This is a genomic window from Pseudomonas fluorescens group sp. (assembly GCF_020093335.1).
GTDB lineage: Bacteria > Pseudomonadota > Gammaproteobacteria > Pseudomonadales > Pseudomonadaceae > Aquipseudomonas > Aquipseudomonas petroselini.
The window spans coordinates 89300-109014 of the sequence record NZ_JAIOKW010000008.1 but is presented as its reverse complement, the minus strand read 5'-3'; the positions used below and the strand labels follow the sequence as shown (position 1 = coordinate 109014).

General features: G+C 61.6%; 20 protein-coding genes and 3 pseudogenes. 3 read left to right on the top strand and 20 right to left on the bottom strand.

What is annotated here, in order from left to right; translation table 11 throughout:
- Positions 1–47: 47 nt before the first annotated feature.
- The 11 genes and pseudogenes from K7431_RS11710 to K7431_RS11660 form a co-directional block, all read right to left on the bottom strand.
- Positions 48–325, bottom strand: a pseudogene (locus K7431_RS11710) (HU family DNA-binding protein).
- A gap of 123 nt (positions 326–448) precedes the next feature.
- Complete coding sequence (locus K7431_RS11705) at positions 449–3199, bottom strand: conjugative transfer ATPase (protein WP_012723188.1); 2751 nt, start codon at positions 3197–3199, stop codon at positions 449–451.
- The gene (locus K7431_RS11700) at positions 3199–3615 is read right to left on the bottom strand and encodes a TIGR03751 family conjugal transfer lipoprotein (protein ID WP_012723189.1); all 417 of its coding nucleotides are present in this window, start codon (positions 3613–3615) and stop codon (positions 3199–3201) included. The genes K7431_RS11705 and K7431_RS11700 overlap by 1 nt, the downstream gene beginning before the upstream one ends.
- Positions 3578–5095 carry a TIGR03752 family integrating conjugative element protein gene (locus tag K7431_RS11695; protein WP_012723190.1) on the bottom strand — a complete coding sequence of 506 codons (1518 nt, stop codon included), beginning with the start codon at positions 5093–5095 and terminating at the stop codon, positions 3578–3580. Before K7431_RS11695 ends, K7431_RS11700 begins: the two co-directional genes overlap by 38 nt.
- Positions 5085–5897, bottom strand: coding sequence for a TIGR03749 family integrating conjugative element protein (locus K7431_RS11690; RefSeq protein ID WP_012723191.1), 813 nt, complete (start codon positions 5895–5897; stop codon positions 5085–5087). Before K7431_RS11690 ends, K7431_RS11695 begins: the two co-directional genes overlap by 11 nt.
- Positions 5894–6535 (bottom strand): PFL_4703 family integrating conjugative element protein, encoded by a 642-nt coding sequence (locus K7431_RS11685; RefSeq protein ID WP_043205068.1) that lies wholly within the window; start codon positions 6533–6535, stop codon positions 5894–5896. Before K7431_RS11685 ends, K7431_RS11690 begins: the two co-directional genes overlap by 4 nt.
- Positions 6532–6945 carry a TIGR03750 family conjugal transfer protein gene (locus K7431_RS11680; RefSeq protein ID WP_012723193.1) on the bottom strand — a complete coding sequence of 138 codons (414 nt, stop codon included), beginning with the start codon at positions 6943–6945 and terminating at the stop codon, positions 6532–6534. The genes K7431_RS11685 and K7431_RS11680 overlap by 4 nt, the downstream gene beginning before the upstream one ends.
- A gap of 7 nt (positions 6946–6952) precedes the next feature.
- Entirely contained in the window at positions 6953–7324 is a 372-nt protein-coding gene (locus K7431_RS11675; RefSeq protein ID WP_003174125.1) for a TIGR03745 family integrating conjugative element membrane protein, read from the bottom strand.
- Positions 7325–7341: 17 nt separating this feature from the next.
- Positions 7342–7581, bottom strand: coding sequence for a TIGR03758 family integrating conjugative element protein (locus K7431_RS11670; RefSeq protein WP_012723194.1), 240 nt, complete (start codon positions 7579–7581; stop codon positions 7342–7344).
- Complete coding sequence (locus K7431_RS11665; protein ID WP_012723195.1) at positions 7578–7913, bottom strand: integrative conjugative element protein, RAQPRD family; 336 nt, start codon at positions 7911–7913, stop codon at positions 7578–7580. The genes K7431_RS11670 and K7431_RS11665 overlap by 4 nt, the downstream gene beginning before the upstream one ends.
- 585 nt (positions 7914–8498) lie before the next feature.
- Positions 8499–8807, bottom strand: a pseudogene (locus K7431_RS11660) (transposase); the annotation flags it as partial.
- Between K7431_RS11660 and K7431_RS11655 the strand changes: the two are divergent.
- Positions 8798–8872 (top strand): annotated as a pseudogene (locus K7431_RS11655) (integrase); the annotation flags it as partial. The pseudogenes K7431_RS11660 and K7431_RS11655 sit on opposite strands and share 10 nt — an antisense overlap.
- A gap of 7 nt (positions 8873–8879) precedes the next feature.
- Here K7431_RS11655 and K7431_RS11650 read toward each other — a convergent pair.
- A complete protein-coding gene (locus K7431_RS11650) occupies positions 8880–9395 on the bottom strand; it encodes a hypothetical protein (RefSeq protein WP_148270903.1) in 516 nt (171 codons plus the stop codon).
- Positions 9396–9959: 564 nt separating this feature from the next.
- Here K7431_RS11650 and K7431_RS30880 point away from each other — a divergent pair.
- On the top strand, positions 9960–10085 hold the full coding sequence (locus tag K7431_RS30880) for a hypothetical protein (protein ID WP_255610765.1): 126 nt from the start codon (positions 9960–9962) through the stop codon (positions 10083–10085).
- A 107-nt stretch (positions 10086–10192) separates the two neighbouring features.
- Here K7431_RS30880 and K7431_RS11645 read toward each other — a convergent pair whose 3' ends face one another.
- The 3 genes from K7431_RS11645 to K7431_RS11635 are packed head-to-tail and all read right to left on the bottom strand — an operon-like array spanning position 10193 to position 13748.
- Positions 10193–11725 carry an NAD-dependent succinate-semialdehyde dehydrogenase gene (locus K7431_RS11645; RefSeq protein WP_052308639.1) on the bottom strand — a complete coding sequence of 511 codons (1533 nt, stop codon included), beginning with the start codon at positions 11723–11725 and terminating at the stop codon, positions 10193–10195.
- Entirely contained in the window at positions 11722–12732 is a 1011-nt protein-coding gene (locus K7431_RS11640) for a dihydrodipicolinate synthase family protein (RefSeq protein WP_043205071.1), read from the bottom strand. Before K7431_RS11640 ends, K7431_RS11645 begins: the two co-directional genes overlap by 4 nt.
- An 11-nt stretch (positions 12733–12743) precedes the next feature.
- Positions 12744–13748 carry an ornithine cyclodeaminase family protein gene (locus K7431_RS11635; protein ID WP_012723199.1) on the bottom strand — a complete coding sequence of 335 codons (1005 nt, stop codon included), beginning with the start codon at positions 13746–13748 and terminating at the stop codon, positions 12744–12746.
- Between the two features lie 278 nt (positions 13749–14026).
- Between K7431_RS11635 and K7431_RS11630 the strand changes: the two genes are divergently transcribed.
- Entirely contained in the window at positions 14027–14686 is a 660-nt protein-coding gene (locus K7431_RS11630; RefSeq protein WP_043205073.1) for a FadR/GntR family transcriptional regulator, read from the top strand.
- Here the strand turns inward: K7431_RS11630 and K7431_RS11625 are convergent.
- The 5 genes from K7431_RS11625 to K7431_RS11605 all read right to left on the bottom strand — a co-directional run bounded on the left by K7431_RS11625 (position 14683) and on the right by K7431_RS11605 (position 19652).
- Entirely contained in the window at positions 14683–15816 is a 1134-nt protein-coding gene (locus tag K7431_RS11625) for an FAD-dependent oxidoreductase (RefSeq protein ID WP_012723201.1), read from the bottom strand. The genes K7431_RS11630 and K7431_RS11625 overlap by 4 nt on opposite strands.
- Before the next feature lie 18 nt (positions 15817–15834).
- Positions 15835–16998, bottom strand: coding sequence for an alpha/beta hydrolase family protein (locus K7431_RS11620; RefSeq protein ID WP_012723202.1), 1164 nt, complete (start codon positions 16996–16998; stop codon positions 15835–15837).
- A 14-nt stretch (positions 16999–17012) separates the two neighbouring features.
- On the bottom strand, positions 17013–17375 hold the full coding sequence (locus K7431_RS11615) for a Rieske (2Fe-2S) protein (RefSeq protein WP_012723203.1): 363 nt from the start codon (positions 17373–17375) through the stop codon (positions 17013–17015).
- 10 nt (positions 17376–17385) lie between these two features.
- Positions 17386–18318 carry a VOC family protein gene (locus tag K7431_RS11610; protein ID WP_012723204.1) on the bottom strand — a complete coding sequence of 311 codons (933 nt, stop codon included), beginning with the start codon at positions 18316–18318 and terminating at the stop codon, positions 17386–17388.
- Positions 18319–18737: 419 nt separating this feature from the next.
- Positions 18738–19652: a LysR family transcriptional regulator gene (locus tag K7431_RS11605; protein ID WP_012723205.1), complete on the bottom strand. Its 915-nt coding sequence runs from the start codon at positions 19650–19652 to the stop codon at positions 18738–18740.
- Positions 19653–19715 lie beyond the last annotated feature (63 nt).

Sequence of the window (19715 nt, the reverse complement as noted above, 5' to 3'; positions counted from 1 at the left end):
ATACCAGCGCTCTCGCAGAGTTGGTATTGGGTAGTCGCTGCCAGCGTCTAGTTAACCGCTTCTTTCAGCGACTTACCGGCTTTGAAACTAGGCGTCTTCGCGGCTGCGATCTTGATGGTGGCCCCAGTTTGAGGGTTACGGCCGTCGCGCGCTGCACGCGCTTTCACCGCAAAGGTACCAAAACCAACCAAGGTGACGTGACGTTCTCACCGCTTTGCAATGCAGTGGATATGATGGTTGTGAGGGCTTCCAGCGCGCGTCCGGCAGTGGATTTCGGGAGGTCGGCGGAGCTCGCTATGGCCTCGACGAGATCGTTTTTATTCATGTATGACTCCTTCTGCTGGCTGAATGTTGACGAGTAATCTACTCAGATAGTTCGGGCATATCTAGCACAAAACCGCTCTCCAGCCCTTGTAGATGTAACGCTATTTTGGCTTCAGATCGATACTTACGTCCCGATTCCACGGGCCTGGTCAATGCGCTCAGCTACCTGGAAAGCCGCGTCCAACTCCGAGCAGCCGTTCTCCTGCATCAGTGTCCAGCGCTCGGCTTTTTCCTCGGGCTCCGTCATGGCCAGGGCGAGATAGAGACTGGGTGGTACGGCTCGAAACAGCGTTTCGAGTTTTTTCGCCAGCACGACCCCCTCAGTGTATTTACCCGGCTCTTTACTGGCGGAGAGCAACAAGGCTTTCTGTGCCGGCGTGAGTTTCTTGAAGCGTGCGATTTCTTCGATTTCCGCGGGCGGCATGTTCAAACAAATCCACCATTCGATCATGTTGAGCATGGTCTGCGCAGCAGTGGGAAAGTCGGCAAGGTTTTGCGTCGCTAGCCAGAACCAAGCGCCGAGCTTGCGCCACATCTTCGTCCCCTTGACCACGAAGGGCGCCAGCAGTGGGTTTTTGGTGATGATATGGCCCTCGTCGGTGACCATGAGGATCGGTCGGCCCAGGTATTGGTCGCGCTCGGCGAGGTTGTTCACGGTGTTCATCAGGCTGATGTAGCTAATGGACATCTGTGCCTCATAGCCTTCGCGAGCGTAAGTGGCCAGATCGACAATGGTCACATCGCTCTCGGGCCAAGGCGTGCCCTCGCGATCGAACAGTTCACCCTCGAATCCCTGGCAAAACAGGTCGATGGACTCACCCATTTCCTGGGCGCGCTCACGACGCTTCTCGGGCAGATATTGGTCGGCGGCGACGCGCAGCAAGGCGTCGCGCACGTCGCGGGTCAGCACCTGACGGCCCGCGGTGACGCAGGTCTGCGCCGCATCGAGAATGCACTCGCGGATCAGGCTGCGATCCGCTCGACTCAGGCGCGCCTCTTCCTTGGCCTCGCCGCCGGTGATCATCAACCGGGCGGTGATTTCCAATTCGCCAAGCACATCGCGCTGGTCTTCGCGACTGGCTACCGCCTCATCGTCCAGCTCATCGATCGACAGACTCGCTACCTGATCCGGCTGCTCGACCAGGCGCCAGGCATCGGCAAAGAGCGCGAGGCTGACCGAGGCACCCGGTTTTAATTGGACCTTGTTGACCGACAGGCCCTGTGTCGCGAAGTAGTCGCCCTGCAAACCGAAGGAGTTGCCGGCCTCGACGATAAACAGGCGAGGGCGATACACCGCCATGACCTGCATCAGCAGGGTGACCAAGGTGGCCGACTTGCCGGCGCCGGTGGGACCGAATAACAGCAGATGGCCGTTCATGGCTCGGTCCAGGCGTGACAACGGATCAAAGCTCAACGGCGAACCGCCGCGGTTGAACAGGGTGATGCCCGGGTGGCCGGTGCCGGTGCTGCGGCCCCACACCGGAACCAGGTTCGCCAGGTGCTGGGCGAACATCAGCCGCGTGTACCAGTTGCGCGTGTCGCGGGCCGGGTTGTAAGCCATCGGTAGCCAACGCAGGTAACTGTTGCAGGCGGCGACTTCATCGCCTTCGCGTACCGGTTGCAGCCCCGTACCCAGCAGCGCGTTGGCCAGGCTGACCGAGCGCTGGTGCAATTGCTGCTCATCGTGACCGCGCACGTAAAATGCCAGGGTGCCCCGGTACAGCTTGTGCTGGCGGCCGATGATCGCGCGAGCCTCTTCGACATCCTGACGGGTCTGGGTCGAGGCCAGGTTTTCACCGATGGCCTTGCGGGCCAGGCGGTTCAACTGCTCCTCAAGTATATCCTGCGGTTTGACCACCAAGGTCAGACTCATCACCGTACCTTCGGGTAACTGGTCGAACAGTGCGTTCACCGCATCGCCCTTATGGGTTTCGCCGGTGAGTTGGCCAATCAAGGGTGCCCGCCGCAGTTTGTCCACCACCATCACCCGGTGGGGCTGATCGTCGAAAAACCAGAGTCCGCATTGCACATCCGAGCGCGGTTCGTTGAAGAACAGCCGCTCGGCAAAGTCGTGATCGAAGGGCAGTTCCAGCGACTCGCCATCGCCTGGCTCCGGATAGACTACGCGGCGGTAGAAATCCTCGGGTGCTTCATCGGTGAGCGTGGGGGCCGGATTGAACCAGGGCACTAACCAGGCATATAGGCCTCGGCCATCGACTCGTGTCGATTGAACCCCGCACGCCTGCAACGAAGCACCGATACGTTCGCAAGCCTGTTGCAGGGATTGCACCGGGCTGAGTCCCGTCTCCTCATCGCCAGACCCGAGCCAGCGATAAACCACCAGGCGCACCCGGCGGTTGTTGCCACGCCAGGGCAGGCGCGTCACCACCTTGTCCTCAAACAGCCCACCCGGCTTGGCGATGGCCTTCAGATGACGGCGGCTGAGTTGCAAATACGCCTCGGTGAAGACGGTGCCTCGCGCGCTGTCCTGAATATAGCCAGTGAGCCGATTGAGGTAGGGGGAGAAGTCGTTGTCATCCTGGCAGAAAAACTGCGCCACCCAAGGCGCTTGATCCCGCTCGTCAAAGCTATCCTGCAGGGCATCCTCGAGTGCATCGCGGGCCGCCATCAACCAATCGGGTTCGCGCCCTTCGGTGCCGATGGGCAGCAACTCGAACACCGCACCCACCGAGCGATTGTCATCGAGCAGAAAACACTGCTCGGTGTCGAGGTACTCGACCCAAGGCAGGTGATCGGTGAAGCTGGGGTTGTGCGCGTAGAGTGCAGCTTCATCGGCCAAGGTCGCGCGCGGGCGCAATGGGTTGCGCCAGTCTTTCCACGCGGGAGCGTGGTTACCCGAATCGCCGGCACGCACTACAAGTCTTCCTGACGTTCACCCGGCAATGCGTACTGCACCCGTTGGTAAAACGGAAAGACTGTCGAGTAACCCGGAACTGGTGCCTGCTCGGTACCACTCAAATGCGGATACACGTACAGCACTAGATCGGGATTGGGCAAGCGAGGGAACAGGTTGCGGATCTCGTTCACTGCTGTGCGAGTGTACGGTTCCTGGAGAGCAACGGAGAAATCTGCTTGAGCCAAAGGGCGGCGCAACTGCTGCCGAGCCTCCAGCAGTTGCTGCTGAGTGCCTTGCGAACCGGCGCCGTTCCAGATATCCAGCATGGTTTGCTCGCCATGGGGCAGCAGCGTGTCTTTGTCGGTGGAACACCCCGTCAGGACCCAGCACAACAAGCTAATCCAGGTCAGGCAGAGAAGCATGGTCTTTTTCATGGCGAACGCTCCGGCCCTTGGGCTCGTAGTCGATGGTGATCTCATGGTCGAGGTGCAGTGCGACCTGCGCTGCAGGTGGTACGTACACGGCAGCAAAGGCTTCGCCATACAGTTTGTTCACCCACTCGCGGACATCACTGACCCCGCCACTGAGGATCGAACTCAGTGCATTGTTGCCCGTGCTGCTGGTGACCCCGAGCGTAGTGCCGCCTGCGTTGATCACGCTGCTGTTGTTCCGCTCATTCCCGAGCAGGGCGGCGACACCGGCACCGGCGGCAGTGATCAGGCTCTGGCTGCCGAGGTATTGCTGGGCGTTCGAGCGGCGCCCGCCAGCGATGCAAGGAATGCCATACGGATCGGACAGGTAACCGAGCCCGCCACGGATCTTGTCGGTGTTCGAGCTCTGGGTGGTGGAGGCAGTGCGGCTGGCTACCGCCTTCGGCTGAGGCACCGTGCGGATGGTGCCATCGGTAAACACAAAGGTAATTGACTCGACCTGTCCGCGTACGCAGGACAGCGTCCAGTCACCGGACGCTGTGCCGCTCATCACGGCACCCGCGACGTCTGGCAGGTCGATGCCGTTGGCAGTCAGGTTCTCCGGACCAACCAGTACCTTGAAGGGATAGGGATCATTCACGGTGCCGTCCACCGGGACTCGGCCGATCAGCGCAGTCATGGCGACCGAGCCCATCAATGTCGCGTTTTCGGGAATGGTGTAGACCGGTCTCGCGCCTTCGGCACGATCGACGGATTGCGCCAGGTCGCGCTTATTGTTGGTGACCGCACCTAGCGGCTTCTGGCTGCGATCATTCGCGTTATCGTTCAAGCCTTCCAGTGAGTTGAAGGCGGTAGGCAGACTCAGTGCGGAAGAGATCTTGGTTTTGCCTCGGGCGTTGGTGGGCGGAGCATCCGAGGGCTCAATCCACTGCAGCGCATCATTGGCAGAATGCTGCCCGTCGAACTGAGCCCCGTCGCCCGGCTCAAGCCCCAATCCTATTGGCATATCCTTGCCTTTGCCGGTCAGCCCCGACAACTGGCCCTGCAATTGCGTCAGCAGACCGCGAGCCTGACGACTGTCTTGTTCCGCTTTGAGCCGGGCCTCGTTGGCTTGTCGGCGACCTTCGTCGACCTGCTGGGTCACGCTGCCAAGCGCCGTCTGGATACGCGAATCGACACTGTTTTCCCGCTCGCGCAGGCGGTTGTTTTCCGTCAACAACGAATCGTTGTGCTTCTTCAAACCGAGCATGTCGCTGCGCATGGCCTTCACTTGGCCGACCAAGGTGGCGACCGTATCGCGTGGGGTATCGCCAGCAATGCCGAGCGACTTGGCTTGCTCGGCGGATAATTGAAGATTGCCCTGATCAACTGGGTGCTCTGGAGAAGGCGTGCTGCCACCCGGGACCCAGGTTTTCAGGATGATCAGCACCACGGCCAGCAGCGCAGCCGGTACCAGCCATTTGAGCAGGGCGTTAGCTTTCATCGTCAGCCCCTCGCGCAACGGGCGGCAGCAGCACGGCTTTCTCGAGGCCGGCACCGCGAGTGACGAGGTAGGCGAGCGTGGTGTCTTCAGCGCTGCCGACAGGCCCGAGGAACGCATGCTGGAAGGCCGCGGCGAACAGGGTGGCCTGAATCTGACGCGGATCGAGTTGCACAGTCCCTGAACCACGATTGCGCAACTTCACTGCCGTCACCCAATAATCACCGAGTCGCCAGGCGGCGATAGGTGTGCTGGAAACGTTTTCGGTCGGCAACAGGGTCGGCAGTTCGGTGCGCAGCTTGAGCGGTACGCGGCGTACGCCGGGTAGGGATTCTACGGTGCGCAGCGGCGCGTACAGGCTCTGTGCGGCATAGCGCGTCAAAGCGACCGGGATCGGTGTACGTTCTGGAACAGGTACGGTACTCGATTCAGTCTCGGTAGCTTGCACCGGAACATTCTTGAGAATACGCACGGGCTCCAGTGGTTGATCACCAGGAGTGGCCGCGATATCCAGCAGGATAATCTCGCCCGTCGCGACCGATTGCAGTTGCAGGCGAGTCGGGGCAATGGCTTCCGACGCGCGCAGGTACAGCGTGCCGCCGGTGGACTGCACGCGCAGCTTGTCCGTCAGGGTTGAGGGCACGCCGACTCGAACATCCTCATCGACAAAGACCACCCGCTCCTGATTGATCACCAGCGGGACCGCGAGGGGGAGGCGTTCCCAACGCATCAACTCGACGGCCTGCGCTGCAGCTCCCCATAGCATCAGTGCGATGGTGAGCCCCAGAGTAGACATCCGCGTCATGACTCACCTCCAGGCAGGGAGATTTTTTGCGGCGTGCCCTGATAACAGTCCAGTGCCAGGCCCCACTTGTTGCGTTCGGGGTCCAGATCAAAACGCACCACGCGTAATGGATAACGCACCACCACCCGTTTCACCGGTTCGGCGGCGTAATATTCATCGGCATTGAGGTCGAGCTTGACCAGCCAGCTGTCGCGGTCGAGTTGCTTGACCCTGAGTTCCGGATCCTCACTGTAACCTCGACCCAGAATTTCGTAGACGCCACGCACCCGCTGGCGCAGTTCGCCGGCGGCCTTGCGGTACTCGTAGTCGCCGTCGAGGAAGGCCTTGCAGGCGGGTGTCAGGTAGGACTGCAAACTATAGATAGCGCGGCGATAATCCTGCTCGCCATCCGAGGGCCAACGGTTGAGCTGACCGAAGATGTACAGGGCAAAGGCATAGACATTCTCTGAGGGGATATCCCACCACTTGCGCGTGCTGCCCGAGCGCAGATCCGGGGGGACATGCACGGTCAGATCGGTCGGTGCCGAGCGCCAGCCGTACCAGAGTCCGGCACAGAGCAGGGTCAGGATCATTACCGCCAGGCGCAGACTGAAGATATGGGCCTGTTGGGCATCCACCTTGTTCCGAAATCGGCTCATGGCTGCCACCGGGACAGGGCAGGACGCAGTCGACGCGAACGGCGAACCGTCCAGGCGCCGGAGTGGACGATCAGACTGCCGCGCCCCAGGCGCCAACGGCTGGCCAGTACCCATTCGAGCTTGCGGTACAGCCAGGTCTCGGGGCGGGCTCGTTTGGCCCGCCGCAGTAGCGTGCCACCGGCCGATAGCACCACCGTCATGCCCGCGATCATGCCGGTCGGCGCCACTGCAATGGAGGCAGTGGTGATCGCCAGAGGAACGCCTGACAGCAGACCAATGACGGCGCCGGTGCCGAGCGCTACCCACATCTCATCATTGGTCAAGCCGCGCAACACGGCGGGATCACGGTTGAGTCGCTCCGGCAGAAAGACCAAGGTGCCGTCGGCAAGACGTTCGATAGTGTCGTTCATGCCAACCTCACAAAATCGCGGCGGCCTTGGTCAGGAACCAGATGATGATCACCACCAGCAGGGCGCCGATGCCAACCACCGCGCCGAGGTCTTTCCAGGTCTTGCGCTGGTTCTGCACGTCGGCATACACGGTCAGGGAATGCCACGCCACGCCCAAAAAAGCGAGCAGGGCGATCAGTAAGCCGAGCAGGATACCGCCGTCGTAGGCGTAGTTTTTGATCGTCTCGATCAATCCGGAACCTTCACCACGTGAAGGAGCTTCCATGGTCGGGAGTTCGGCAAAAGCCAGGCTTGGACCGAGTACCAACAGCAGACCGATCAGGCGCTGACTGGCACGATCACGCAGGTTGTTTTTCAGGGGGACAAGGCACTTGAGCATGACGGCGATCTCCTGGGTTAGGACAGGGTGAAGAACATCAGGACCAACAATGCGAGCAGCACGCGCGCGGCGCTGCCGCCAAACGCGCCGAAGCGCACACTGCCTGTCGCCCATCCCCGGTAAGCCGTCCACATCACCCAGGCGCACCAAAGCAACGCCAGAACGAGCACCAGGGATAGCCAGAGCGTCGAACTGCTCTGCGGTGAGAAACCGGATGCGTTTTGGAACGCTGAGGTTTGGGCGTCAGTCATGCTCATGGCGAGGGCTCCGCGTGCGGAGCGTCAACGCGGTAATCGCCCGCTAGTTCATCGGTATCGCGGGGTTGAGCGCGGGAGGGGGACAGGTACCCCTGTATCCCTTGGCGGATGCGCTGGAGATCCTGAGCCAGGCGGGGGTAGTCGAAGCGATAACGTTCGTTGGGGGCAGATGTGCTGGCTTCCTCGGCACGCGTGGCAAGGTGTTCGATCGTGTCGAGTTGCTGCAGGATCAGACTGAGCTGATCCTGTTCTTGAGCGGAGGCGGCGTAGACGCTGCTATGGACGATGGCCAGTGAGAGCAGTAACCAGCAGCGAAAGGCGGTAGTCGGCATGATTCTGCCCCATGTGAATATGGGGTCAGAATTGAGCTAATAGAGGGGTTGTTCAGTAAGAAAAGCGAGTGACGGTGGATCGCTTTTTCTGGGGGAGCGCTGGAGATGTTTACTTGCAGCTATGTGGCCCTTCAGCCTTTGGTGAAAAATGGTTGGGGATTTTGGGCGACTCCACTCTTCTCAATGAGCTTCGTCGAACGGGTAACGAAAGATGATGATCGCGTGGCTCAGGCTGTGTGAAAACGCATACACCGGTTTGTAGTCTGCGTTGCTACGTGAAATCTGCCAGCGTCTGGTTAATCCGCAGACCTAAAATTTTCGTGGGAACGCGACTTTCGTTCCAGTCCTGACTGTCAACCTTGCCCTTAGAACGTTTTCACACTACCTCGATCGTTTTCCGCCGGTCGCGATAGGCAGAAATCGGCCGATTCTGTTGAAAAACTCGGATTTTCAGCTCGCCTGAGCTCAGGCACGCCAACCACTGGAGAAACTACTCACCACGTTGAGTGGTTTCTCGGCTCTTCGTTGACCTTTGCTGCTCTGTTATTGGGTTGGTTTGAGGTTTTTTGCTTGGTGCAGACGCACCTATCCCGTGACCGGTGGCCATTGAGATGTAAATTTGGCCAGCCGTCGCAGGTTCTGTGCCGCAGCGGCCAGGGAGAATTCATCAGTCGCGCCACTCATGCCACGTAGTTGCAAGCGATTAAGTTTCAGGATGCGCTTGAGGTGGGCAAACAACATTTCGACCTTTTTACGTTCGTGGCGAGAGCGCACGTATTGCGCCGTCGCTGCGATGCGCCGAGCCACATCACGAGCGGCTTCATGGCCGCTGCGAGCGAGCCTGCGAAACGCAGTGTTCGGGCAGCACTTGGATTTAGTCGGACAGGCTACGCAGCGAGGACTTCTTGTTTCCGACCCGGTTGCACAACTCAGACCATCTATCCACCAGGCAATACGCTTGAATAGTCAAAGCATGGGTGACAACCATTGGCCAACAAAACTGCACGCATGGCTTGGGCGATGCTGCACAACGGCACTGATTACCAACTGGATCGGGCAGCGGCCTGACCCATTCATCCGGGAGAAGCCCCACACACCTCGATTGCGAAGCAACTCGAGCAATGGCAAACCGGTCGAACCGGCGTCGGCAAAACCCTTAATGTCCAGGTGCGTAAAGCACGTAAAAGCGATTGGGAGCCGACGCGCGAATAGCCCATCATGGCCCTGCATCAAAACGATGCCGTAGTAAGAGGCCGAATATGTGCAGTCGGCACGGGCGCCAAAGCAAAGGAGGTTTGTAACGAGGAGGAGTCCATATACGAATTTACGAAGATCGTTGTACATGGGATTCTTCATCAAAATAACCACAACCGCCAGCCAGCTCAACTCACTAAAGAGATGATTGCTGATCAGGTCGAGCCAACGCAGATGGGTATATAGGGCTGGGCACTGAAAAATGGCCGAATTGAGGCCAATACTCAAACGGAGGAGCTGATTTATCTGCACCTAGTGCCCCGAGACAATGGTTCAGTTCAGAAAGGCGGATTCAAATTTAAGGGAATGTTCTACGTTTGCGATTTGGCCATTGAACAGAACTAGTTTGCTCGTGCCCGACATAGGGGGCGTCGACGACGTCCGATTGTATTTCCGTGAGTCGCGTACGAATAAAGGACTGAATGGGGTCTATGCGTGGACTAAAAAAAGATTGTAGCGTGAAGACGGTGGCTCGCGTCACGGCGAACAGCACCCGACAGCATTGGCAGGTTACGCTGCTGGCTACCGAATACTTGATGATGAAACCACGCTCCAATCTCAGGTCAGTACAGGGTTGATACTTTCAGCCCCTTGGCGGAGCCGCCCCTTTGACTGCTATGCGTTGTCGGCGCATTAGGTAAGGCTGACCAATCATGAATAAAAGTTTCTAGAGGGCGCCTATGCGTAGGTTGGCAGTTCACATGGCACGCCGCGTAATTAAATTTCTCTGGACCTTGATGCAATCTTCCTGGTCTCGAATGGTACTGTGGTAAGCCCGTGTATTAATAATGTATGGAGTTCGAACAGTTGAATGCGCCGCATTTTGGTTGTGACAGCCATGATGGTATTTCGGCGGGTGTACTGCTCGGGATTCAGTTTGAAACGCCGTTGGGGCTGGATGGTCGCACGCGCGACTGATGGGTTTTCTGGCCGTTTTCGCTTGAGGGGACGACGGCCGAGCGCTTGGCAAAGCAGCCTTTTAGGCTGTTTATCCAAGCACCGGTCGTAATGGCGGTGAGTCCATGCTATGACTTTTGCGAAACTTCCGGGGCACTCAGGCCCCCTAGCGCCACGTACTTGAGCTCCAGGTACTCATCCAGCCCGTAGCGCGAGCCCTCGCGGCCAAGCCCCGATGTCTTGACGCCGCCAAAAGGCGCGACTTCGGTGGAGATCAGCCCTTCGTTGACGCCGACCATGCCCGTTTCCAGCGCTTCCACTACCCGGAACGCCCGCCCGAGGTCGCGGGTATAGACATAGGCCGCGAGGCCGAACGGCGTGTGATTGGCCAGGGCAATGGCCTCGGCTTCGTCTTCGAAGCGGAACAGCGGCGCTACCGGGCCGAATGTTTCCTCGGCGAAGATCTTGGCCTCCAGAGGGACGTCAGCCAGCACCGTCGGCTCGAAGAAGTTGCCGCCCAGTGCATGGCGTTGCCCGCCCGTGAGTATACGGGCGCCTCTCGCACAGGCATCGGCGATGTGCTCTTCGACCTTGGCAACCGCCTGGTCGTCGATCAACGGCCCCTGGGCGACTCCGGGCTCGACGCCGTGGCCCACCACCAAGGCAGCCGAGCGCTCGGCCAGGCGGGCGGCGAAGGTTTCGTAGATTCCAGCTTGAACGAGGAAGCGGTTGGCGGCAATGCAGGCTTGCCCGGTATTGCGGTACTTGGCTGCCATGGCGCCGCTCACCGCAGCTTCAAGGTCGGCATCGTCGAAGACGATGAAAGGCGCATTGCCGCCCAGTTCCATGCTGGTCTTCTTGATGGTGGGAGCGCACTGGGCCAACAGGCGAGCGCCGATCTCGGTTGAGCCGGTGAAGGACAGCTTGCGTACCACCGGGCTGTCAGTCAAGGCCTGGCCAATTGGCTGGGCAGCGCCGGTGACGATGTTGCAGAGCCCCGCCGGCAATCCTGCGCGCTCGGCCAGCACCCCCAGCGCAAGCGCCGACAGCGGCGTTTGACGGGCCGGCTTGATCACGCCGGCGCAGCCGGCGGCCCAGCCTGGTGCCGCCTTGCGGGTGATCATCGCCGCTGGGAAATTCCACGGCGTGATGGCAGCGAACACACCGATGGGCACCTTCTGCACCAGGATGAGCCGCCCCGGGACGTTCGGCGGAATCAGGTCACCGTATGCACGCTTCGCCTCTTCAGCGAACCATTCGATGAAGCCGGCGGCATACTTCAACTCGCCGTAGGCTTCGGTCAGCGGCTTGCCCTGCTCGGAGGTCAGGATCAGCGCCAGGTCGTCAATGTTGTCCAGCAGCAGATGATGAAGCCGCAGCAGGATCCTTGCCCGCTCGGCGGGCAACTCCTCGCGCCAGCGGCGCTGGGCACGTTCGGCGGCGGCAATGGCGCGCTCGGTCTCGGCCGCCCCGGCGTCGGGGACGAGGGCCAGCAGTTGGCCGTTGGCCGGGTTACGCACCTCCAGGGTTTTGCCACTGTCGGCCTGGACCCAGGCGCCGTCTATCAGCATTGATTCGCGCAACAGGCTGGGGTCACGCAGGGGTAGGTTTTGTAAGGTTGTCACGCCAGATATCTCCTTGGTTGAAAAAGGGAGGGTCATGCCGGATTGCGGCCGACGAAGAAGTCAGCGTCCGGGTCGGCGGTAGGGTTGAGGCCAGCGGCTTCCTGCCCGCGTCGCAGGGCCGCCATGTCGCGGGCGTAGACCCGGCCGGTGGGGTGACGCAGAGGGCCGCCGTTGTAGCCCTGCAGCCAGGACTCGTATTTCCACAGCGCGCGGTTGATCAGCCCGCCGCCAGCCTGGGGAACACTGGCGAACGCTTTACGCGCCGGGTCGATGCGGTGGAAGATCGCTGTCGCTTCGTCGAAGCGGCCCTCTTGGATCAGGCGGTGGACTTGCGGCAGCACGGGGCCGTAGTAGGCCGAGAAGTTGGTGCCACAGAACGGAATCGGGATCAGCTGTGCCAGTGGGATATATTCGTGTTCCATGGGCGAGGAGATAACCACTTCCTTGTGGAAGGCGCGGTGAACTTCGATGGCGGCCATAATGTTTGGCGCACCGCCCTCGGCCTTGATCGCAGCCACATTGGGGCAGTCGTCGATCAACCTCCGCAGTAACGACACTGGCAGGTCACTCGGGTCCAGTCGCGAGAAGCCCCAGGTCGGGATAGGGAAGAGCATTACGGCCAGTTTGGTGGCGTCACACATCGCCTTGGTGTAGGTGTAGATCTCTTCCAGCGAACGCGGGTGGAAGTACGGCGGGTAGCCCAGCAGCACCAGTTCGGCCCCGGCCGCCTCGGCCCGGCGCACGGCTTCGATGTTGTCTTCCAGGGTGTTGAACACCGCGTGGTGGACAACGAACAGGCGACCCGCGGCCTCGTCCACGGCAATGCGCACGAACTGCTCGTACTCGTCCATGGTGATGGCGACCTCGGAACAGCTCAAGGTGCCGACGAAGCCGTGGGCGATGCTGGTCTGGATGTCGTGCCGAATGGCTTTTTCATTGAGGTGTTTGAAGTCCGATGTGACGGTGGGGATCGTCACGTTGGCAACGCCAACGAGGTGTTCGCGGGCCCATTCACGGGCTTCATTGCGGCTGTAGCTGGCCATGATTGGCTCCTTTAGCGTTTGGTTTCGAAGTTGATGGGCAGGGGGGTGGCCAAACCGGCCTGAAGCGCCTTTTCCAGGATCAGTTCGGCCACCACAATATCCTGCAGGCCGCTGCCGACAGACTTGTAAAGAAGCGACTGAGCCGAGCGGATGCGCTGCGCGTGATTGCCGTTGAGCAGGTCGCCGAGGGAGATCGCCTTGGCGCGCACGTCGATCCCGGCAGCGCTTGCGGCAATCATGTCGCCGGTTTGTTCCAGCACTTCCTCGAGCATGTCGGCGATGATCAGATCGCTTCTGGCAATCACCGAGACATCCACTTCGCGCTGCTCGGGTACGGTCGAGCCGATGGAGTACACCTGTGCGCCAGCGGCTAGCCATTCGCCGTTCAGGATCGGCTGTTCGCCGCGCGAACGGGCCGCCGCCAGAACCAGTTCGGAGCCCTCCACGGCGGCCTGGGCGGAATCGACCTGGCGTGCACTGACCCCAAGATCTCGGCTGACGGCTTCAGCAAACGCTGCGCGGCGTTCAGGTGTCGGGCTGAAGACGACAACCTCGCTGAGCGGGCGGACACTGGCGAATGCACGCACATGCATGGCGGCTTCCAGGCCACTGCCAAGCACCGCCAGCCGGGCCGGCCCCGCTGGGGCCAGGCGGTCCAGCGCTGCTGCGGTGGCGGCGGCGGTGCGCAGACCAGTGACCAGGTTGCCGTCGACGAAGGCGGCGATGCGGCTGGTCTGTCGATCGAAGAGCACGATCACGTACTCCACGCCCGGCAGGTCGGCGCCCAATGCCATGCCCATCAGCTTGGCACCGTAGTAACGCCCGCCTGGGGGGATGGCTGGAAGGGTGCGCAACCAGGTCCGGTCAGCGCTGGCGATGGTGCGCGGCGGCACGGCACTTGGCACTGGAGGCCGGGCATAGGCGGCCTGCAGGGCAGAGATGGCGTCCGGCCAATTGAACACTTCACGCACGGCCGCGCTGGAAACGAATACCGGCGAGGTCTGCGGCGCGCTCATGACCGACGCTCCGTAGGCCGCGTGCCAGTCAGGCACGAGTGTATGAGGGTGCTGCTGAAGCTGTGATGCATTGGGAAGCCTCCGAAGCTGGGGGGGACTGCTGGAGCGGCGGACTACACCGCCCAATCAAACTAAATCGACTAATTGACATGTGTCAATTAATAAATTGAATGATCTTAATTATTTATTGAGGTGCTGGAGAGTGCGTCTGTCACCTTGCAAGCGCTATTGGCACGGCCTACCATGGCGGCTTTGATATGCAGGAAAGAACTGGCGTAATGAGCGACGACGATGCCTTGCGGCTGAGCGAATACATTGAACAGGCGGCTGCCCGCGGCGACACACGGCTGCCCCCGGAGCCCAAGCTTTGCGAGGAACTGGGTATTTCCCGGGGGCGGTTGCGCACTCTTTTACGGCGCCTGGAGGAGCAGGGGCGGATCTGGCGACACGTTGGCAAGGGCACCTTCATCGGCTCCCGTCAGGCGGTGATGGACGACCACGCCTGGGCTTCGGCCATCAGCATCAGCGACATCATCGGTGCCCGCATCCTGCTGGAGCCGCAGTTGGCCGGGCAGGCGGCCATCCATGCCACTCCTGCTGACCTTGCGGCGATGCGCCAAAGCCTGGTGGACATGGCGGCCGCTGGCAGCTATCTGGAATGGAAGCGCCAGGACGAGACCCTGCACCGGGCGATCGCCGTAGCCACTCACAACACCTTGTTGCTGATGCTCTACGACAGCCTGCGGCTGCAAGCGCAGCTTGGCCTGGATGCAAAGATCGAGAGCGTGTTTGGCCAGGCCGATGCACCCAAGTCAGAGACCCATAGCGAGCACCTGGCAATACTCGAAGCCATCGCCGGGCACGATCCGCTGCTGGCTGAGCAGCGAATGCGCAGCCATCTGCAGTCGGTACGTGCCCGGATGTTCGCGCCACGCTAGATCGGCCGGCGCAACAGCTCGAGGGTCTGATGCATGACCTGGGCATGGGCCTGTGGCCCGCCGCCACTCAGTTCGATGTGGCCAAGGGTGGCCGATGCCTGCACCACCAGGTTTGCACGGTCGAAATGGCGGCCGGCGTAAGCGGTCAGTGCGCCTTCCAGCGAATGGCGGCGACCCAGTTCCTCCGCCAGGATTAGAGCGCCCTCAATGGCGATGCCGGCGCCCGAGGCCAGCTGCGGAGTGGTCGCGTGCACCGTGTCGCCGAGCAGCACCAACCGACCGCGGTGCCAGGGCGCCGGAATCATGTGCCCGGCCAGCGGGCGGTACAACAGGTGCGGGTCTGGCAGGCTGCCGTCGAGCAGCCCCCGGCGGATGTCCGCCAGCTCACCGGTGAAAGGCACCATCAGGTCGGCGAAAATCTCCGGCCAGGCTGTTGGCGGAATGAAATCCAGGCCGTCGCGCTTGTACAGCAGGTAGAGATAGCACTGATCGTCGCTGATGGGGTTGATGCCCGCCTTGATCGTATCGCTCAGGTACATGGTGGAGTTTTCGTGCAGGCGGGGCACGATTGCCCGCCAGCAACCCTGGCCGGTGAACACCGGGCCGGCGAAGTCCGGGAATACTAGGCGGCGTAAGGCAGAGTTGATGCCGTCGGCGCCAACTACAAGGTCGTAGCGACCACCGCTGCCGTCGCTGAATAGAACGTCGACGCCATCGGAGTCCTGGGTGATGCTTTCAAAGTTGAGCCCCAAGCGCACAGTGGCACCGGCAGCGCGGGTGGCGGCGCTGAGAATCTTCGCCAGCACAGGCCGCTGGATACCCGCCGCGCTGGGCAAGTCCTCGGCGCCGAGCGCTGGCGCAATGGGCACGGTACGCAGCAGGTTGCCCTGGGCGTCACGCAGGTCAATGGCGCGCCACCAGCCGCCCAAGCGCAGGACTTCGTCCACTACGCCGACCTCGCGCAAGGCTCGTAGGCTGGGGCCACTGATGGTGATGCCAGCGCCATCCGGCGCCCAGGCGGGATTGAGTTCGACCAATTCGACGGCAATGCCTAGCTTGCGCAGTTGGATCGCGGCGCACATGCCGCCCACGCCGCCGCCGATGATCAGCGCTTTCTGAATAAGAGCCATGGTGCTTCTCCAAATGAATCAGGCGACGCCGCCGCCCAGCCGTTCGGCCAGCCAGTCGGCGATGAGGTTGCCAGCGTTGCTGGGGTTGTCCAGCGAGTTGTGTTCGACGCCGCCCTCGCGCTCGGTGAACACCACCAGTTCGCGGTCCGGGCTGTTCACCAGCTGGTCAAAGGTGCGCTGGGCGTACTGCAGGGGGATTTGCCGGTCCTGCTCGCCGTGGGTGACCAGGAAGGGCACACGGATGCGTTCCAAGATCCCGTCAAGATGCATGTGCTGCGCCTTGGCCATGAAGTCGTCGAAACTACTGGCGCCAAAGACCCACTGCACGTGCTGCCAGTAGTGCGGTACCGGATTCTCGCCTTCGCGGCGCCGCCGTGCCTCCTGCACTGCGCGCCAGTCGTGGTTCGCTCCCCACACCGCGGCACAAGCGAATCGTGGCTCGAAGGCCACCGCCCGTGGGCAGTAATAGCCACCCAGGGAGACGCCGAGGGCAGCGATGCGCGTCGGGTCCACCTCAGGATGTTGCTGCAGCCAATCGACTACCGGAGTGGCCCATGCCTCGCTGTCGTGACGAGCCGGTAGGCCATGCAAGCGCAAGGCTTCGCCGGTACCCGGCTGGTCGACGAACAGCGCAGACAGGCCGCGCTGGGCGAAAAGCCGGCCCATTACGCTTTTCTGCAGCATCTCCTTGGTGCTGTCGAGGCCGTTCATGATCACCACGATCGGCGCCCGTGCCCCTGGAGCAAGGCCGCCGGCGCGCACGTATAGGGCGCTCAGGTGACCTTCGCCGTAGGGGATTTGCACCCGTGCGCAGTTTTCCCGGCTCAGGCGTCGGGCCTGGTCGAACAGCACTAGGGAATGTTGGTAGAGCGCCAGCCGGTGCTTGAAGCCGTGCGCCTGCATACGTTCTGCGAGGCTGTAATAGAGGGCAGCACGCCCCAGCTTCTCGCCTGCGGAAAGGCGCCGATTGCGCGCCAGGTCGTCGTCGGCAAGGGCCACCAGGCGGTCGCCACCGCTTTTCCAGGCAGCGTAGAAAGCTTCGGTGCCAGGATCGTCGCCGGCCAGGGCGGCATCGCGCAGCGGCGCGCACATGGTGTTCACCTCGCCGATGTTGCCGCCGTGGGTAAGGGCGATGATCGCTGACAGGCTCCACACATAGTTGGTTGGGAAGTACTGAAACATGGTGATGACCTCGTTCAGGCTTGGTTCAGGGCTGATGGAGCGGGCAGTTGGTCGGGAATCCAGATATTTCCCGCACCATCTATTCGTGCTGGCACCGGGACCAGATACCGCCCCACGCACGGCCCGGCAAAGCAATGGCCGGTGCGCAGGTCGAAGTGCGCCGAGTGGGCGTAGCAGACGATGTGCTGACCGTCGGCCGAGAGAAACTGGTCGCGCTGGTATTCCAGAGGGCGGTGGTTGTGCGGGCAGTCGTTGAGCCAGACGATCACTTCGGCGCCGCGCCGGATGGCGAACACCCGGTCATGCCGGCCCTCGCGCAGCAGGCCTCGGGCGAGGTGGTCTGGCAGCTCGTCGCGGTGGCAAAGACGGCGCTCCATGGTGGCTGCCTCACTCACCGGGGGCCCATTTATCGACACCCTCGAAAAGGAATATCTGCGAATTGTCTGCACCGGGCTCCAGCGCCCGCGGCACCCAGCTGTCGTCGTGGTGATCCATGTCGGCGTCAAATTCCATGACGGCGCCAAAGGGACTGTTGAAGTACCAGAAGAAGTTGCTGCCCATCAGATGCCGTCCCGGCCCCCAGAAGCTTTGGTAGCCCTTTTGCTGGAAGCGCCAGCCTTGCTGCAGTACCTCGCCCGCCGAGCCGAAGTGGAAGGTGAAGTGGTTGCAGCCGACCATGTGCTCGTTATGGCTGTGCAGCATGAACAGCGTGTGGTGATCATGGGTCCCGGCAGGGCGCATGAACGGCCCCAGTTGGTTGAGACGATCAGTCACCACGAAGCCCAGGCGCCGGTAGAACGCCTCGGCCTTGGCAGCGTCTTCGACGAAGTACACCACATGGGACAGTGAGCGTGGCTTGATCACTGCCGAGGGGTCAGCGCCGCAGTCGTTGGGCGCGCGCCCCGGCGTCTGGCCCGGCACGTTGAAGCCCAGGCGCGGCGCGTGGATCGGCTGGCGCCGAGCGCGCTGAAAGGCAATGCCGAAGCCGGAATCGTCGAGGCAGTGCAGTGTGCCGTCGGCATCTACGCTCACCTCGCGATCGGCGCCCAGCAGGCGGTACAACTGCACCAGGGTGGCGTCGTCGGCGACCCCATAATGGGTTTCGCGCAGGCAGGGAGAGCATGCGCCGGGCGGCAGTGGCGGCAGGCCGGAGTGGTCACTGCGGCGCACGATCACGCCGGTGCTATCCAGGGCAATGTAGGTACCGCCGACCTCGGGGTCGTACTCGCTGACGTCCAGGCCGTAATCCAGCAGATACCGGTGGGCGGCGGCCAGGTCTTCGACGCCGAAGGTCAGGTATTGCAGACCGATGATATTCATGGCTGATGACTCCATATAGCTAGCGACCTGGCGTGGCGGCCAGGTGGACGGGCATGGGATAGCCGCACGGCGGGCGATTGTCGTACCGCAGCGGAATTAGAAGGATGGTGGGGCAGCGAACGCTAGCGTCGGGCTGAGCGATGCAGGCGGGTGACGAATACTGCCACGCAGGCGTAGCGGGCTGCGGAATGTTCGGCGGTGATGAGGTAAGACAGGAGCTGAGGCATGGCGATTTCTCTGGTCGGTTCTTGTTCTGGACACCCCACGTGTGGCGGAGTGTGAGCCATGCTCCCTTGGCTGCATGGCTCGCCTCGATAAGCTACGCAGCGTCCAGTCATACGAGAAATCTTAATTTGGCATACGAAGCATTCGATCGATGGATACCTGTGGACTGGTATGCCGCTGCCGTGGGTTGCTGTTCAGACGTCTGGCATGGCTGCCGCGCTTTCCACGATCAGGCTGCGTAGCCAGCTCAGCCCAGGATCATGCTGCTGGTGACGATTCCACTGGATGGCCATGACCAGCGTGGGTGCATCCCAGGGTACCGGCAGAATCTTCAGCGGAAGCTCGCGCGCACACTGCTGGGCCAGGCGCAGATGCATGGTGGCGATGCGCAGGGTGCCCGGCAGGAACGTGGGCACGTTGCTAAAGGCGTTGGTGATGACCTCGACACGGCGCTCGAAGTTGTAGCGATTGAGAAACCACTCGTCCATCGACGGCACCCGCTGCATACCCCATCGCACCAGGACGTGCCCCATCTGCTTGTACTGCTCGAACGACAGGCTGTCGCCAACCAGGGGGTTGTCCTGGCAGGTCATGCAGACGAAACGGTCCTCGAAAATCGTCAGGCTCGGATGGTCGTCGCCCAGGTGGGTGGCCGGCAACACCAGAAGGTCGACGTTCCCTCGTTCGAGCGTTTCCCGCGGGGTGTCGTTGGGCGGGATCATTTCCAGGCTGGCCATCGGTGCCAGTTCGTTCAGGCGCCTGCTGACCTGAGGCAACAGCACGGTGCAGACGTAGTCCGAGGCCATCAGCACAAATTTGCGCTGCGACTGAGCCGGCTCGAACTCGGCTCGGTTTTCCAGCGTGGAGCGCATCTGGATCAGCAAGTCGCGAACGGGCTGGATGAGTGCTTCGCCTTTGGGCGTGCGGACCATCTTGCGTCCGTTGGGTACCAGCAATTGGTCCTGGAAGTACTCCCGCAGGCGGGCGAGTGCGGCGCTGGTGGCCGGCTGGCTGAGAAACAGCCGTTCCCCGGCACGGGTGATGTTCTGCTCGACCAGCAGAGCGTCGAGCACCACCAGAAGGTTGAGATCAAGGCCATGAAAGCGCATTGGACGTCTCCTTGCCCGGTGCGGTCCGGGATTGTTTTTGTTGGCGGAGGGTGCGTGCGAGCC

What these genes read in the sequence shown, in the direction of transcription:
- K7431_RS11700 (WP_012723189.1), bottom strand. Translation starts at nt 3,615, where the DNA reads ATGAAAAAGACCATGCTTCTCTGCCTGACCTGGATTAGCTTGTTGTGC.
- K7431_RS11695 (WP_012723190.1), bottom strand. Translation starts at nt 5,095, where the DNA reads ATGAAAGCTAACGCCCTGCTCAAATGGCTGGTACCGGCTGCGCTGCTG.
- K7431_RS11690 (WP_012723191.1), bottom strand. Translation starts at nt 5,897, where the DNA reads ATGACGCGGATGTCTACTCTGGGGCTCACCATCGCACTGATGCTATGG.
- K7431_RS11685 (WP_043205068.1), bottom strand. Translation starts at nt 6,535, where the DNA reads ATGAGCCGATTTCGGAACAAGGTGGATGCCCAACAGGCCCATATCTTC.
- K7431_RS11680 (WP_012723193.1), bottom strand. Translation starts at nt 6,945, where the DNA reads ATGAACGACACTATCGAACGTCTTGCCGACGGCACCTTGGTCTTTCTG.
- K7431_RS11675 (WP_003174125.1), bottom strand. Translation starts at nt 7,324, where the DNA reads ATGCTCAAGTGCCTTGTCCCCCTGAAAAACAACCTGCGTGATCGTGCC.
- K7431_RS11670 (WP_012723194.1), bottom strand. Translation starts at nt 7,581, where the DNA reads ATGAGCATGACTGACGCCCAAACCTCAGCGTTCCAAAACGCATCCGGT.
- K7431_RS11665 (WP_012723195.1), bottom strand. Translation starts at nt 7,913, where the DNA reads ATGCCGACTACCGCCTTTCGCTGCTGGTTACTGCTCTCACTGGCCATC.
- K7431_RS30880 (WP_255610765.1), top strand. Translation starts at nt 9,960, where the DNA reads ATGGAGTTCGAACAGTTGAATGCGCCGCATTTTGGTTGTGACAGCCAT.
- K7431_RS11645 (WP_052308639.1), bottom strand. Translation starts at nt 11,725, where the DNA reads ATGACCCTCCCTTTTTCAACCAAGGAGATATCTGGCGTGACAACCTTA.
- K7431_RS11640 (WP_043205071.1), bottom strand. Translation starts at nt 12,732, where the DNA reads ATGGCCAGCTACAGCCGCAATGAAGCCCGTGAATGGGCCCGCGAACAC.
- K7431_RS11635 (WP_012723199.1), bottom strand. Translation starts at nt 13,748, where the DNA reads ATGAGCGCGCCGCAGACCTCGCCGGTATTCGTTTCCAGCGCGGCCGTG.
- K7431_RS11630 (WP_043205073.1), top strand. Translation starts at nt 14,027, where the DNA reads ATGAGCGACGACGATGCCTTGCGGCTGAGCGAATACATTGAACAGGCG.
- K7431_RS11625 (WP_012723201.1), bottom strand. Translation starts at nt 15,816, where the DNA reads ATGGCTCTTATTCAGAAAGCGCTGATCATCGGCGGCGGCGTGGGCGGC.
- K7431_RS11620 (WP_012723202.1), bottom strand. Translation starts at nt 16,998, where the DNA reads ATGTTTCAGTACTTCCCAACCAACTATGTGTGGAGCCTGTCAGCGATC.
- K7431_RS11615 (WP_012723203.1), bottom strand. Translation starts at nt 17,375, where the DNA reads ATGGAGCGCCGTCTTTGCCACCGCGACGAGCTGCCAGACCACCTCGCC.
- K7431_RS11610 (WP_012723204.1), bottom strand. Translation starts at nt 18,318, where the DNA reads ATGAATATCATCGGTCTGCAATACCTGACCTTCGGCGTCGAAGACCTG.
- K7431_RS11605 (WP_012723205.1), bottom strand. Translation starts at nt 19,652, where the DNA reads ATGCGCTTTCATGGCCTTGATCTCAACCTTCTGGTGGTGCTCGACGCT.